A 12,600-nucleotide genomic window follows, 5' to 3' on the forward strand; every position below is an offset into this window, starting at 1 on the left:
TTCTTCCTTCCGATACATCCCCTGCACTTGCCCAGTCTGCGGAGGCTTTGCAGTGCGACGTGGCCGTCATCGGCGGTGGCCCGGCGGGGCTCATGGCCGCAGAGGTGTTGGCCCAGGCGGGGGTGGCCGTGCACGTGTTTGACGCCATGCCTTCGGTGGGCCGCAAGTTTTTGCTCGCGGGCAAGGGCGGGCTCAACCTCACGCATTCCGAGCCCCACACGCCTTTTGTGAGTCGCTATGCCGGGCGCGAACCACAGATTGAGCCCCTGATTCAGTCTTTTGGCGGCCCTGAGCTGCGCGCTTGGGCGCAGGGGCTGGGGGTGGAGACCTTTGTGGGCACTTCGGGTCGTGTGTTCCCCACCGACATGAAGGCCGCGCCGCTACTGCGCGCCTGGCTGCAGCGCTTGCGCGGGCAGGGAGTACTGTTCCACATGCGCCACCGCTGGATGGGCTGGGCCGAGGAGGGGGTGCTGCGCTTTGCCGCACCGGCAGGCGAGGTGCGGGTGGCCGCCAAGGCGGTGGTGCTGGCGCTGGGCGGCGGCAGCTGGGCACGCCTGGGGTCTGACGGTGCCTGGGTGCCGCTGCTGGCGCAGCGCGGCGTGGTTGTGGCTCCGCTGCGCCCGTCCAACTGCGGCTTTGATGTGCTGCGTGCAGACGCACCTGCGGGCGAGACGCGCCGCGCCTTTCTGCAGGAGCTGCTGGGCCGCACGCCTGCGCCCACCGTGGGCTGGACGCCGCATTTTGCCGGGAAGTTTGTGGGCCAGCCCTTCAAGACCGTGGCGCTCAGCTTTACCGACAGCCGGGGCCACAGCTTCAGCCGCCGGGGCGAGTTCGTGGTCACGGCCACAGGGGTGGAGGGCAGCCTGGTCTATGCCGCCTCGCACCTCCTGCGCGACGAGGTGGAGGCCCATGGCCACGCCACGTTCCACCTCGACCTGCTGCCCGACCATGCGCCTGAGCGCGTGCTGGTGGAAGTGCGCCACCCGCGCAGTTCCCGGTCGCTCTCCAGCCACCTCAAGAGCCGCCTGGGCCTGGATGGCATCAAGGCGGGCATCCTTTATGAACACCTCGGCAAGGAAGGCATGAACGACCCCGTGGCACTGGCCCATGCCATCAAAGCCTTGCCCATCACCGTGGTGGCCACGCGCCCGCTGGACGAGGCCATCAGCACGGCGGGCGGTGTGGCTTTTGAAGCGATGGACGCGCACCTCATGGCGACGGCGTTACCAGGTGTGTTCTGCGCGGGAGAAATGCTGGACTGGGAGGCGCCCACCGGGGGCTATCTGCTGACCGCCAGCATGGCCAGCGGCCGTGTGGCGGGAGAGGGGGCGCTGCGCTGGCTGGGGCAGTCCGCAGGGGCTTGAGCGGCCGCTGAAGCGCACGGCGCGCTGTGGAAATACTGGAGAGAAGGAAGTTTTTGCGCGACCGCCCAAAAAAGAAGAAGTTGACGAGCCTTACCCCCGGCACTGACTCCACAGTTAGGGCTGCTTGGTTCCCCACCTGACCCGGTTGGCCGCTTCACCATGCGAGGAGGCCCGTCACCGCTGATTGTACGTCGGATGGAGGCCCTGATTTTTCAGTGGCTGTTTTGTTTGCCCTGGTGGCGCCAGGGGCGCATGGCCCAGCCCGTAGAATCGACCGCATGTCCTACCTCGTGCTCGCCCGCAAGTACCGTCCCCGCAATTTCACCGAGATGGTGGGGCAGGAACATGTGGTCCAGGCCTTGTCGAATGCGCTGACCCAGCAGCGCCTGCACCACGCCTACCTGTTTACCGGTACGCGCGGCGTGGGCAAGACCACGGTGTCGCGCATCCTGGCCAAGTCGCTCAACTGCCAGGGGGCGGACGGCACTGGCGGCATCACCGCTACGCCCTGCGGCGTGTGCCAGGCCTGCACCGACATCGACAGCGGCCGCTTTGTGGACTACACCGAGCTGGACGCGGCCTCCAATCGGGGCGTGGACGAAGTGCAAAGCCTGCTGGAGCAGGCGGTCTACAAGCCGGTGCAGGGGCGCTTCAAGGTCTTCATGATCGACGAAGTGCACATGCTGACCAACACGGCGTTCAACGCCATGCTCAAGACGCTGGAAGAGCCGCCCGAATACCTCAAGTTTGTGCTTGCCACGACGGACCCTCAGAAGGTGCCGGTCACGGTGCTGAGCCGCTGCCTGCAGTTCAACCTGCGCCCCATGGCGCCTGAAACCGTCCTCTCGCACCTCACGCAGGTGCTGGCGACCGAGAACGTGCCTGCCGAGCCCCAGGCGCTGCGCCTGCTCTCACGCGCTGCGCGGGGCTCCATGCGCGATGCACTGTCGCTGACCGACCAGGCCATTGCCTTCGGCAGTGGTCAGCTGCAGGAAGCCGGTGTGCGCCAGATGCTGGGTGCGGTGGACCGCTCCTATGTGTTCCGGCTCATCGAAGCGCTCGCCCAGGGTGACGGGAAAACCGTGGTGGAGACCTCGGACACGCTGCGCATGAACGGGCTGTCTGCCGCCTCCACGCTCGAAGAGATGAGTGCCGTACTGCAGCGCATGGCCGTGTTCCAGGCCGTGCCCCAGATGGCCGGTGCCGTGGACGCAGACGACCCCGAGGCTGCTGAAACAGCCCGCCTGTCTGCACTGATGCCCGCCGATGAAACGCAGTTGCTCTACAGCCTGTGCCTGCACGGGCGCGGCGAGTTGGGCCTGGCGCCCGACGAGTATGCGGCACTCACCATGGTGCTGCTGCGTCTGCTGGCCTTCAAGCCTGCCAGCGGCATCGGTGAATCGGCTGAAAAAAAAACTCTGACGCGGGCTGAAACGCCCCCCTCAGGCGCTGTTGCATCAACTGCAGCAGCCCCTGCTGCAGTGGTGGCCACGCCAGGGCCTGTGGGGGGGGCAGCGGTGAAGCGCCCCCAGGCCCTGCCTGTACCGTCGGCGCCCGCAGCTCCGGTGCGTGCTGCCCAGCAAGTCCCGTCTGCGGCCCCCGCGCCTGCAGTCCCGGCCCCAGTTCCGGCAGTGGCTGCAGGCACCGCATCTTCTGGCGGCGGAGACCATCCGTCAGAGTCGTTCAACGATTCTGAGCCACCCCCATGGCCAGGTTCTGACGAGCCCGGTACTGTGACCACTGCGGCTGCACCCGCTGCCACGGCGTTGCCGGTACGCACCACCGAGAGGTTTGATCAAAATCCCGGCGTAGCGCAATCATTCAAAGCACAGAATGCTCCTGAATATGTAGCAATCCCGGTGCGTGAGTCCCCGGAGCCCGGCGAACGGTTGCAGCCGCTTCCACTGTCTGCTCCGACCCCGGTATCTGCCCGCTACACCCCCACCGAAGAGGGGGACGTCTGGCATGCCACGGTGCAGCAACTGGTGGCGGCGGAGGCCATCACGGCGCTGGTGCGTGAACTGGCCCTGCAGTCGCAGCTGGTGGCGCGCGACGGTGGTCACTGGCTGTTGCGCGTCGAGCGCGAATCGCTCAACCAGCCCACGGCGCGCGAGCGCCTGCGTGCGGCCCTTGAAGCTGCGGGCCATGCGACCCAGATCAGCGTGGAAGTGGGCGTGGTCATCGACAGCCCCGCCCGTCGCAACGCCGCCGCCGCCGCCGAGCGCCAACGCCGCGCGGAAGAAATCGTGCACAACGATCCCTTCGTGCAATCGCTGATGCGTGACTACGGCGCGAGAATCGTGCCGGGCAGTATCAAACCTGCGTGAGATGAAACACCCCCTGAGTCGCCTTCGGCGCCCTCCCCCTCTCTCGCTTCGCGGGAGGGGAACGCTCCCAGCGCGGCGGGGCGGCCCTTGCGCGGGAGCACTGGTCTGGGCAGCGGCAGTTTCGATGGCCGCTAACGGTGCAAAGCACAATACCGTGAATTTCGGATACTGAATTTCAGTCCCCACGTGGGAATCGATCAACCAGAAAGAAAGCAAAGGAAACCACACCATGTTCAACAAAGGACAACTCGCCGGCCTCATGAAGCAAGCCCAGGCGATGCAGGACAACCTCAAGAAGGCCCAGGACGAACTGGCTTTTATCGAGGTGGAGGGTGAATCGGGCGCGGGTCTGGTGAAGGTGGTCATGACCTGCAAGCACGACGTCAAGCGCATCACCATCGACCCGAGCCTGCTGGCCGAAGACAAGGACATGCTGGAAGACCTGGTGGCGGCTGCGTTCAATGCGGCGGTGCGCAAGGCGGAGGAGACATCTTCGGAGAAGATGGGCAAGCTGACGCAAGGTATGCCAGGCCTCCCCGGCGGCATGAAATTCCCTTTCTGATACTGGCTACCGAGCGGGCCATCTGCGTCGTTGGGCGGTGCTCGCCATCCTCACGTACTTCAAGTACGTTCCGGTGGCTGTGCTCCGTCCGCCTAGCAGCTGATCCCGCTCGCTACGCCCTTGAGGGTGGGGGTAAAGGCAGGGGTGAATTCCCGTTGTTTTCCCACATCCGTTTGGGCTTGGCCTGTTGAGCCTCGCTCCACTGCTTCGTACGACCTTACGCGCCTTATCTCCAGCCTTTCCATGTCCACCACCAACTCCCTCGACGTTCTGATCCAGGCGCTGCGCCGGTTGCCGGGGGTGGGGGTGAAGTCTGCGCAGCGCATGGCGTTTCATCTGTTGCAGCACGATCGCGAAGGGGCGCTGACCCTGTCGCGGGCGCTCTCGGAAGCGGTGGGCACCGTGCACCACTGCGCGCGTTGCCATACGTTCACCGAGGCCGAGGTGTGCAGCACCTGCCTGGACCCTGACCGCGATGCCACGCGGCTGTGTGTGGTCGAAACGCCCGCTGACCAGTCTGCGCTGGAGCGCACGGGGGCCTTCAAGGGGTTGTACTTCGTGTTGATGGGGCGGCTCAGCCCGCTCGATGGTGTCGGTCCCAAGGAGATCGGCCTGCACAAGCTCATGGAGCGCGCCACGGATGGCACCGTTCAGGAGGTGATCCTGGCCACCAACTTCAATGCCGAGGGGGAGGCGACTGCGCATGTGATCAGCGAGGCGCTGAAGAGCCGTGGGTTGCATGTCACGCGGCTCGCGCGCGGCGTGCCTGTCGGCAGTGAGCTGGAGTACGTGGACCTGGGAACGATCGCGCATGCGCTGGTGGATCGCCGGTGACGCCAAGGCGCCTGCCAGCCTGTCGCCCCGACAATGTCTGCGGCTAAAATACTCTCAATTTAATAGCTACCAGCGCTTGTATTTGCTGCGCTGTTGCCCTCAAAAGCCTCGAAAATGAATACCACCTTGCACGTCGCGCGGTTCACCGTGGCCTATTGGTGCGTGCTGTTCGCAGCACTGCTGCCCATCGCTTGTGCCTGGTTGGCCAAAAGTGGCAACTTTGGCAAGTCCCGCAAAGAAGGCGGTTTTGACAACCACGATCCGCGCGGCTGGCTCTCGCGGCAGACTGACTGGCGCGGACGCGCCAACGCAGCGCAGGCCAACAGCTTTGAAGCGCTGCCGTTTTTCATCGGCGCGGTCATCATTGCGCACCTGCTGGGCGCGGGGCAGACGTTGCTGGACCTGCTGGCGTTGTTGTATGTCTTCCTGCGCATCTTCTACGTGATGATGTACGTGGCCGACATGCCGATGGCCCGCAGCGCAGTCTGGGCCGGTGGTTTTCTGGTCAATATTGCCATCCTGTTCATCGGGTACCGTTGAGCGCCCCGGGTGCGCGCCATCCGTCTTGCGGTGTGCTGCGGTTGAAGGCTGTCTATCGCGGTACGTAGTAACCCGCAGGGATTCACCCTGATGCGGTTTCGCCTGTGCTGCGGCACGATTGTTGCAATGCAGCATTGTCTTTTTGCCTGATTCCATGTCTCTGCCTCCACTCACCCGCCGCGCCTTTGGCGCCGTATCTGCCTTGTCGGCGGCTGCGGTGTGGGCGCCTGCCATCCGGGTGCGTGCGCAGACCGATGGTGCTGCTCTCGGGCGAGTGACCGTGGCGGTCGGAGGGCAGGGCGTTCTGTACCACCTGCCGCTGGCGCTGGCCGATGCGCTGGGGTACTTCCGCCAGGAAGGCCTGGACGTGGTGGTGCGGGACTATTCTGCGGGAGCGCTTGCTTGGCAGGCGGTACAGGACGGTGCGGCAGATGTCTGTTCCGGTGCCTTCGAGCACGTGTTGCGTGCGCAGGCGCGAGGTCATGTGTACCGCGCGCTGGTGCTGCAGGGGCGGGCCCCGCAGCTGGCGCTGGGTGTGTCACTGCGGTCGATGCCTGCGTACAAGGACCTGGGCGACCTCGCGGGGCGCAAGGTGGGGGTGTCGTCGGTGGGCTCATCCACCCACCTGGCAGCCAGCCTGATGCTGATGCGTGCGGGCGTGCTGTTGCGCGATGTGGTTTTTGTGGGGGTGGGATCGGGCACCAATGCCATGAATGCGCTGCGTTCCGGCCAGGTGCATGCACTGTGCCATGCCGATCCCATCATGACCTTGCTGGAGCAGAAGGCAGATACCCGCATCGTGGGCGATCTGCGCTCTCTCAAGGCAGCGCAGGACATGTTCAGTGGCACCATGCCCGGCAGTTGCCTGTATGCCCCGCAGGCCTTCATCCAAAAGCAGCCTGCCCAGGCCCAGGCATTGGTCAATGGCGTTGTGCATGCGCTCAAGTGGCTGCAGACGGCAGCACCGGCAGACCTGGTGAAGGCGGTGCCTCCTGCCTACCTGATGGGCGACCGGGGGCTCTATCTGGCGGCGTTCAGCCGGGTGCGCGAGACCTACTCCACCAACGGACTGATGCCGGACGAAGGCCCGGCTACCGCACTGCGGGTGTTGTCGCGCGTGTTGCCCGAACTGGCCGAGGCCAAGGTCGAACTGGCGCGTACGTCCAGCAACGATCTGGTGCGCAAAGCCCGCCAAAAGTACAGCGTCTGACAAGCCGCTGCGGCGGGAGACCCCAAGAGCCTTCTTACCTCTCCTGCGAGACCGTCAACAGGCTCTGAGGGCCCTGGCATCGACTACAGTGTCAGCCGCCTGCCCACCTGCCACTGCACCGCAATCACACCGTGCGATACGCATCGCGCAGGCTACGTACGCAGCAGTTGTGCTGCGCCATTCCCGTGCCATTTTTCAAGGACTATCCACCATGTCGCTGAGCCTCAGCATCGGCCCGCTCGTCTCCCTGATCGCAGGCATCCTCATTCTGGTCATGCCGCGGTTGCTCAGCACCATCGTGGCGCTTTATCTCATCATCATGGGAATCCTGGGGCTGCTGGGAATGCACACGCTCCGGTTCTGATGCATGGGCCCAGCGACCGGCCAAGCAATGCCGGGCTCGCCAGTCCCAGGTGGCTTTGCTGAGGCGTCTGCGGCTCAGCGGCGCTTGACCTTGGAGGGGGATCCGCCACGCCGCGCAGGCGCTGGAGCCTGGCGTTTGCCCGCAGTGGCGGCTGATGCGCGAGCGCTGCCGCCGCTGCTGCGCGCCTGACTCTGGCGCACCGGCAGGTACACCACAATCTGCTGGCCCACCTTGAATGCGGCATTCGCCCGCACATCGTTCCAGTCCGCCACGTTGGCGGCTGCCAACTTGTAGCGCCGCGCAATGCTGGCCACCGTGTCGCCCTTGCCGGCCCGCACCGTGGTGCGGCGGGTGACGATCTCGGGGGTAAGGCTCAGTTGGCCGTTGTCGGCCAAGTGGGACGACACGTCTTGCCGGGTGGTGGTGGAGCGGGGTACCATCAGCGCCGAGCCTGCTTTGATGAGCATGCGCGGCGGGATGTTGTTCATACTGCGCAGATCCGCCTCGCTCATGCCGGCACGTTGTGCCGCCTCGGCCACCGTCATGGTGGTGGGCACAGACCACACGGTCCAGCTCGCGTACTGGCCTTCACGCTTGGCCTCCAGGTTGCGCTGGAAGACCTTGGCGTTGTCCCAGGGCAGCAGGATTTGTGGCGTCCCGGCGGCGAGGATCACGGGTCGCTTGTACGACGGGTTGAGGGCACGGAAGTCTTCCTCGCGAATACCCGCCAGTGTGGCCACCAGCGACACATCGATGTCGTGCGTGATGTCCACGGTCTGGAAGTAGGGGTGGTTCTCGATCAGTGGCAACTCTGTGCGGAAGGCATCGGGGTTGGCCACGATGTTCTTGACCGCCTGCAGCTTGGGCACATACATGCGGGTTTCCGCGGGCATGTTCAGGTCGGTGTAAGTGGTGCCCAGGCCCAGCTTCTGGTTGCGTGCAATGGCCCGGCTTACGCTGCCTTCACCCCAGTTGTAGGCGGCCAGGGCAAGGTGCCAGTCGCCAAACATGCCGTAGAGTTTTTGCAGGTAGTCGAGTGCCGCCCGGGTGGACGCCAGCACGTCGCGACGGTCGTCGCGGAAGGCGTTCTGCTTAAGGTCGAAATAATTGCCCGTAGCGGGCATGAACTGCCACATGCCTGCGGCCTTGGCGCTCGATACTGCTTGGGGGTTGAACGCGCTTTCAATGTAGGGCAGCAGCGCCAGTTCGGTCGGCATCCCCCGGCGTTCCAGCTCTTCAACAATATGGAACAGGTACTTGCTGGAACGCTCTGTCATGCGCTGCATGTAGTCGGGGCGCGTGGCATACCACTGCTCGCGGTCCTGTACCAGCTCATGCTGCAGGTCGGGCATGGCAAAGCCGCGCCGGATGCGGTCCCACAAGTCGGCGGGGGCCGAGAGCGATGCCACCTCGCCACTCGTGGCTTGCGCGGCAGTGATGGGTTTGAGCGGGCCGTTGGGGATGACAGGGGTGTGGGGCGACGCAGGGCCCTTGGTGCTGGTGGTGTTTCCGCTGGCGGACGCCTGGTCGGGCGTCGAGCCCGTAGTGGCGCAGCCTGTCAGCCACAAAAGGCCGGCCAGGCAGGCAATGTGCAAAATTTTCATCGGAACTCGTTTTTCCATTGACGCAGCGCGGCCAGCACCGCTACGGCGTCGTCAAGGGGCACCTGCGCGTCGTAGCCCTGGGCGGCTTGCGCCACCGGGCCCTGCCGCACGCGCAGAAAGGGGTTGATGTCTCGCTCCAGCGCCATGTGCGAAGGCAGTGTGGGCTGGTTCTGCTCCCGCAGGGCTTCGCATTGGCTGCTGTAGTGGAGCAGGGCGGCGTTGCCAGGTTCCACGGCCCGCGCAAACTTCAGGTTAGACAGTGTGTACTCGTGGGTGCAACACACCCGGGTGTTGCCAGGCAGTGCCGCCAGCCGGTCCAGCGAGTCGAGCATTTGCGCAGGTGTGCCTTCAAACAGCCGGCCACAACCGCCTGAGAACAGCGTATCGCCACAAAAAAGCAGGGGCGCTCCGTCCATCTCGCGACAGTAGTAGGCAATGTGGCCCGCCGTGTGCCCTGGCACGTCGATGACTTGGAACTGAAGCCCCAGCGCGTTGACGGTATCGCCTTGCGCCAGCCGCTCCAGCGGCTCGGGCATGCGCTCCCGCGCTGGGCCATACACCCTTGCACCGGTGGCTTGGCGCAGGGCATCGACTCCGCCGACATGATCGGCATGGTGGTGCGTGACTAGAATGGCTTGCAATGACAGGCCCCAGCGGTGCAAGGCCTGCTCCACCGGCGCGGCTTCTCCCGGGTCCACAACGATGGCCTGGCGGCCGTCGTGCAGCATCCAGATGTAGTTGTCGGTAAAGGCGGGCAGCGGTAGCAAGTTCATGAGCGATCAAATTATAGGTTTGCACCACTGGTTCGACTCCCCCCCTGGCCGCTACCTGCTCGCATGGGAGCAGGCACGCTTTGACGAGGCGGTGGCCGATATTTTTGGCTATCACAGTCTCCAGCTCGGCATGCCGCTGCTGGACGGCCTGCGCGCCAACCGCATGCCCCACCAGTGGCTGGCGATGGGGCAGGAGGCCGTGGAGGGCTCCATCGCCTTTGTGGAGACCGGTGATGACGATGGGCCGCTGCAGCGCCGCGCGGTGGACCTGCTCACCGAGCCTGTGGCCTTGCCCTTCCCCGCAGCGAGCCTGGACCTGCTGGTGTTGCCCCACACGCTGGAGTTGAGCATCGACCCCCATGCCGCGCTGCGCGAGGTGGAGCGGGTGCTGGTCCCTGAAGGGCGTGTGGTCATCAGCGGCCTGAACCCCACCAGTCTGTGGGGCCTGCGGCAGCGGCGTGCGCGGCTGTACCAGCGCCTGGGGCGGGGCACGCTGTACCTGCCCGACGTGGGCGAGTTCATCGGCTATCGCCGCCTGCGCGATTGGCTGCGGCTTTTGAACTTCGAGGTCGAATCTGCCCGATTTGGCTGTTATCGTCCAGCGGTGCGCAGCGCGCAGTGGCTGGAGCGTTTTGGCTGGATGGACCCTTTGGGTGAGAAATGGTGGCCCATTCTGGGTGCCGCGTATTTTCTGGTGGCTGTCAAACGGGTGCATGGCATGCGTTTGCTGGAGCCCGCCTGGCGCACCCACCGCCAGCGTGCTGCGGGCACCGTGCCCATCGCCAACCGGGTGTCTCAAAGCGGGGTGAATCCTTCGCGCACTGCGCCCACTGCAGCCCAGCACAAGCCTTGAGCACAGCCTTTCGCGGTTGCCGTGGGCTTCCATGCCCCGTCATGGCAACCATCCACCTCATTGTCAGGAACAGAGTTTGAACCAGGTAGAGATTTACACCGATGGCGCCTGCAAGGGCAATCCGGGCCCCGGCGGGTGGGGCGTGTTGCTGCGCTCTGGCGCGACCGAAAAAGAGCTGTTTGGCGGCGAACTGGGTACCACCAACAACCGCATGGAGCTGATGGCGGTGATCGAGGCGCTGTCGGCCCTCAAGCGCCCCTGTGCCGTGACGCTGTACCTGGACAGCGAGTACGTGCGCAAGGGCATTACCGAGTGGATCCATGGCTGGAAGGCCAAGGGCTGGCGCACGGCCTCCAAGCAGCCGGTCAAGAACGTGGAGCTGTGGCAGCGGCTGGATGCGCTGGTCAGCACCGGCGGCCACCGCATCGAATGGCGCTGGGTGAAAGGGCATTCGGGCGACCCGGGCAATGAGCGGGCCGACGCGCTGGCCAACCGGGGCGTGGACCAGGCCCTGGGCCGCAGGTAGATCCATTGCCAGCTGCTCACCGCATGCAAGCCTCTTCGGAGGCTTTTTTTGTGCCCGCGTCCGATGCGGCCAGTACGGCCATCACGCACCAGCGGCGAATGCTCCGGGATATTGCTGCGGGTGGCTGCGGCTGCACACACCCACTGTTACATTGTGTGACTGCGCATCCCACCTCACTGGATTGATTGACCCATGGCGTCCAAGAGCAAGTACAAGTACCTCGTTTTCGCTGTCATCGGCATCGCTGCCGCATCGGGCGCTGCCTGGTGGCTGCAGAAACCCGTGCAGCCGCAGCAGCGTGCCGAGGCCGGGGCGGGCGGTGCAGGCGCTGGCGCATCGGCTGGTGGCGCTACGCCCGCCGGTGCTGGCCGCCCCGTGGCCGTGGAAACGGTGACCGTGCGGCAGATGGCGCTGCGCGACGATGCCGAAGCCGTGGGAAGCCTGCGGTCGCGCCAGAGCGTGATGCTGCGGCCCGAGGTGGGCGGGCGCGTCACCCAGCTCAACTTCCGTGACGGCCAGCGTGTGCGGCGCGGGCAAGTGCTGGTGCAGCTGGATGACCAGCTGCCGCGTGCGCAGATCCAGCAAAGCCAGGCCGAGTTGTCGATTGCGCGGGCCAACCACAAGCGCAATCAGGAGCTGGTGGCCCAGGGCTTCATCAGCCAGCGTTCGGTGGACGAGAGTGCGGCCAACCTCGAAGTGGCCCAGGCCAAGCTGGCTTTGGCCCAGGCCACGGCCCAGCGCCTGAAGATCCTGGCCCCGTTCGATGGCATCGCAGGCATTCGGGGCGTGAACGTGGGCGACTACCTCAAGGACGGGGCCGATATCGTCAACATCGAAGACCTTGATGCGGTGTATGTCGATTTCCGCCTGCCCGAGCGGTTGCAGGGCAAGGTGCGCCCGGGGCAGACCGCGCAGGTCACGTTTGATGCACTACCGGGCGCGCGTTACGCCGCCGTGGTGCAGGCCATCAGCCCACAGATCGATGCGGATGGGCGGGCCATCGCGGTGCGTGGCTGCATCGACAACCGCCGCCTGCAGCTGCGCCCCGGCATGTTTGCGCGGGTGACGACCGTGTTTTCCGAACGCAGCGACGCGCTTGTGGTGCCCGAGGAGGCCATCGTGCCCGACGGCACCAGCCCCTATGTGCTCAAGGTGGTGGAAGGCAAGGAGCCCAGCAGCAGGGTGACGCGCCGCACGCCGGTCAAGCTGGGCGTCCGTTCACCTGGCTGGGTGGAGGTGGTGGACGGCTTGAGCGCTGGAGACCTTGTGGTCACGGCGGGCCAGCAGCGCATCCGCAAGGACGGCACCGAGGTGCGCGTGGTGGAGCTGGGCAAGCAGGGTAACGGTGGTGCGGCGGCCGCAGCAACGCGGCCGGCTTCGGGCGCTTCAGGTGCTGCGACTGGGGCGGGCCAAAAGGCATCGCCGGTGGCTGATGTGCCTGCGCAGAGCACCTCTGCGGCATCGGCATCTCCATCTCCTGCTGCCGCCCCCTCGGTGGCCCGCGTGATGGCGGCTCGCAGCGAAACCGATCCGCTGCCCGGCCCCAACCCTTGCCAGCTGGCCGGAACCTCCAGCCGGTCCACGCCCACTGGCAGCCGCCCTCCCGTCTGACGGACTGCCTGTCCTTACCCTCTGATGCCTCT

12 protein-coding genes and 1 other RNA gene are annotated in these 12,600 nt (G+C 65.5%); 10 read left to right on the plus strand and 3 right to left on the minus strand.

The genetic code is table 11. The features are described 5' to 3' along the window. The first annotated feature begins 47 nt into the window (after positions 1-47). A complete protein-coding gene (locus N4G42_RS09695; RefSeq protein ID WP_260667109.1) occupies positions 48-1,364 on the plus strand; it encodes a TIGR03862 family flavoprotein in 1,317 nt (438 codons plus the stop codon). 79 nt (positions 1,365-1,443) lie between these two features. Here N4G42_RS09695 and ffs read toward each other — a convergent pair. Beyond that, positions 1,444-1,540, minus strand: an RNA gene (ffs, locus tag N4G42_RS09700) — signal recognition particle sRNA small type. Between the two features lie 102 nt (positions 1,541-1,642). On the opposite strand from ffs, the gene dnaX reads away from it, so the two are divergent. The 6 genes from dnaX to N4G42_RS09730 all read left to right on the plus strand — a co-directional run bounded on the left by dnaX (position 1,643) and on the right by N4G42_RS09730 (position 7,201). After that, positions 1,643-3,691 (plus strand): DNA polymerase III subunit gamma/tau, encoded by a 2,049-nt coding sequence (gene dnaX, locus N4G42_RS09705; protein WP_260666992.1) that lies wholly within the window; start codon positions 1,643-1,645, stop codon positions 3,689-3,691. 229 nt (positions 3,692-3,920) lie between these two features. Then, positions 3,921-4,253 (plus strand): YbaB/EbfC family nucleoid-associated protein, encoded by a 333-nt coding sequence (locus N4G42_RS09710; RefSeq protein ID WP_055398201.1) that lies wholly within the window; start codon positions 3,921-3,923, stop codon positions 4,251-4,253. 243 nt (positions 4,254-4,496) lie between these two features. Next, positions 4,497-5,087, plus strand: a complete 591-nt coding sequence (gene recR / locus N4G42_RS09715) for a recombination mediator RecR (RefSeq protein WP_056743565.1) — start codon at positions 4,497-4,499, stop codon at positions 5,085-5,087. Between the two features lie 114 nt (positions 5,088-5,201). Beyond that, positions 5,202-5,627, plus strand: a complete 426-nt coding sequence (locus N4G42_RS09720) for an MAPEG family protein (protein WP_056743563.1) — start codon at positions 5,202-5,204, stop codon at positions 5,625-5,627. A gap of 154 nt (positions 5,628-5,781) precedes the next feature. After that, on the plus strand, positions 5,782-6,837 hold the full coding sequence (locus N4G42_RS09725) for an ABC transporter substrate-binding protein (protein ID WP_260666993.1): 1,056 nt from the start codon (positions 5,782-5,784) through the stop codon (positions 6,835-6,837). 211 nt (positions 6,838-7,048) lie between these two features. Further along, the gene (locus tag N4G42_RS09730) at positions 7,049-7,201 is read left to right on the plus strand and encodes a DUF3096 domain-containing protein (protein ID WP_015013605.1); all 153 of its coding nucleotides are present in this window, start codon (positions 7,049-7,051) and stop codon (positions 7,199-7,201) included. Positions 7,202-7,275: 74 nt separating this feature from the next. Here the strand turns inward: N4G42_RS09730 and N4G42_RS09735 are convergent, their stop codons facing one another. Together N4G42_RS09735 and gloB are read right to left on the minus strand one after the other, a co-directional pair. Further along, on the minus strand, positions 7,276-8,805 hold the full coding sequence (locus N4G42_RS09735; RefSeq protein WP_146872356.1) for a transglycosylase SLT domain-containing protein: 1,530 nt from the start codon (positions 8,803-8,805) through the stop codon (positions 7,276-7,278). Next, positions 8,802-9,578 (minus strand): hydroxyacylglutathione hydrolase, encoded by a 777-nt coding sequence (gloB, locus tag N4G42_RS09740; protein WP_260666994.1) that lies wholly within the window; start codon positions 9,576-9,578, stop codon positions 8,802-8,804. The genes N4G42_RS09735 and gloB overlap by 4 nt, the downstream gene beginning before the upstream one ends. Here gloB and N4G42_RS09745 point away from each other — a divergent pair. The 3 genes from N4G42_RS09745 (at position 9,577) to N4G42_RS09755 (ending at position 12,568) form a co-directional block, all read left to right on the plus strand. Then, entirely contained in the window at positions 9,577-10,431 is an 855-nt protein-coding gene (locus tag N4G42_RS09745; protein ID WP_260666995.1) for a class I SAM-dependent methyltransferase, read from the plus strand. The two genes, gloB and N4G42_RS09745, sit on opposite strands and share 2 nt — an antisense overlap. A 76-nt stretch (positions 10,432-10,507) precedes the next feature. Further along, positions 10,508-10,957, plus strand: coding sequence for a ribonuclease HI (gene rnhA / locus N4G42_RS09750; RefSeq protein WP_015013609.1), 450 nt, complete (start codon positions 10,508-10,510; stop codon positions 10,955-10,957). Between the two features lie 192 nt (positions 10,958-11,149). After that, complete coding sequence (locus N4G42_RS09755) at positions 11,150-12,568, plus strand: efflux RND transporter periplasmic adaptor subunit (RefSeq protein ID WP_260666996.1); 1,419 nt, start codon at positions 11,150-11,152, stop codon at positions 12,566-12,568. Positions 12,569-12,600: the final 32 nt, after the last annotated feature.

Source organism: Acidovorax sp. K2F (assembly GCF_025246485.1).
In the GTDB taxonomy this organism is placed as follows: Bacteria; Pseudomonadota; Gammaproteobacteria; order Burkholderiales; family Burkholderiaceae_C; genus Acidovorax; species Acidovorax delafieldii.

Coding starts and splice junctions, on each gene's coding strand:
- dnaX (WP_260666992.1), top strand. CDS start 1,643: ATGTCCTACCTCGTGCTCGCCCGCAAGTACCGTCCCCGCAATTTCACC.
- N4G42_RS09710 (WP_055398201.1), top strand. CDS start 3,921: ATGTTCAACAAAGGACAACTCGCCGGCCTCATGAAGCAAGCCCAGGCG.
- recR (WP_056743565.1), top strand. CDS start 4,497: ATGTCCACCACCAACTCCCTCGACGTTCTGATCCAGGCGCTGCGCCGG.
- N4G42_RS09720 (WP_056743563.1), top strand. CDS start 5,202: ATGAATACCACCTTGCACGTCGCGCGGTTCACCGTGGCCTATTGGTGC.
- N4G42_RS09725 (WP_260666993.1), top strand. CDS start 5,782: ATGTCTCTGCCTCCACTCACCCGCCGCGCCTTTGGCGCCGTATCTGCC.
- N4G42_RS09730 (WP_015013605.1), top strand. CDS start 7,049: ATGTCGCTGAGCCTCAGCATCGGCCCGCTCGTCTCCCTGATCGCAGGC.
- N4G42_RS09735 (WP_146872356.1), bottom strand. CDS start 8,805: ATGAAAATTTTGCACATTGCCTGCCTGGCCGGCCTTTTGTGGCTGACA.
- N4G42_RS09745 (WP_260666995.1), top strand. CDS start 9,577: ATGAGCGATCAAATTATAGGTTTGCACCACTGGTTCGACTCCCCCCCT.
- gloB (WP_260666994.1), bottom strand. CDS start 9,578: ATGAACTTGCTACCGCTGCCCGCCTTTACCGACAACTACATCTGGATG.
- N4G42_RS09755 (WP_260666996.1), top strand. CDS start 11,150: ATGGCGTCCAAGAGCAAGTACAAGTACCTCGTTTTCGCTGTCATCGGC.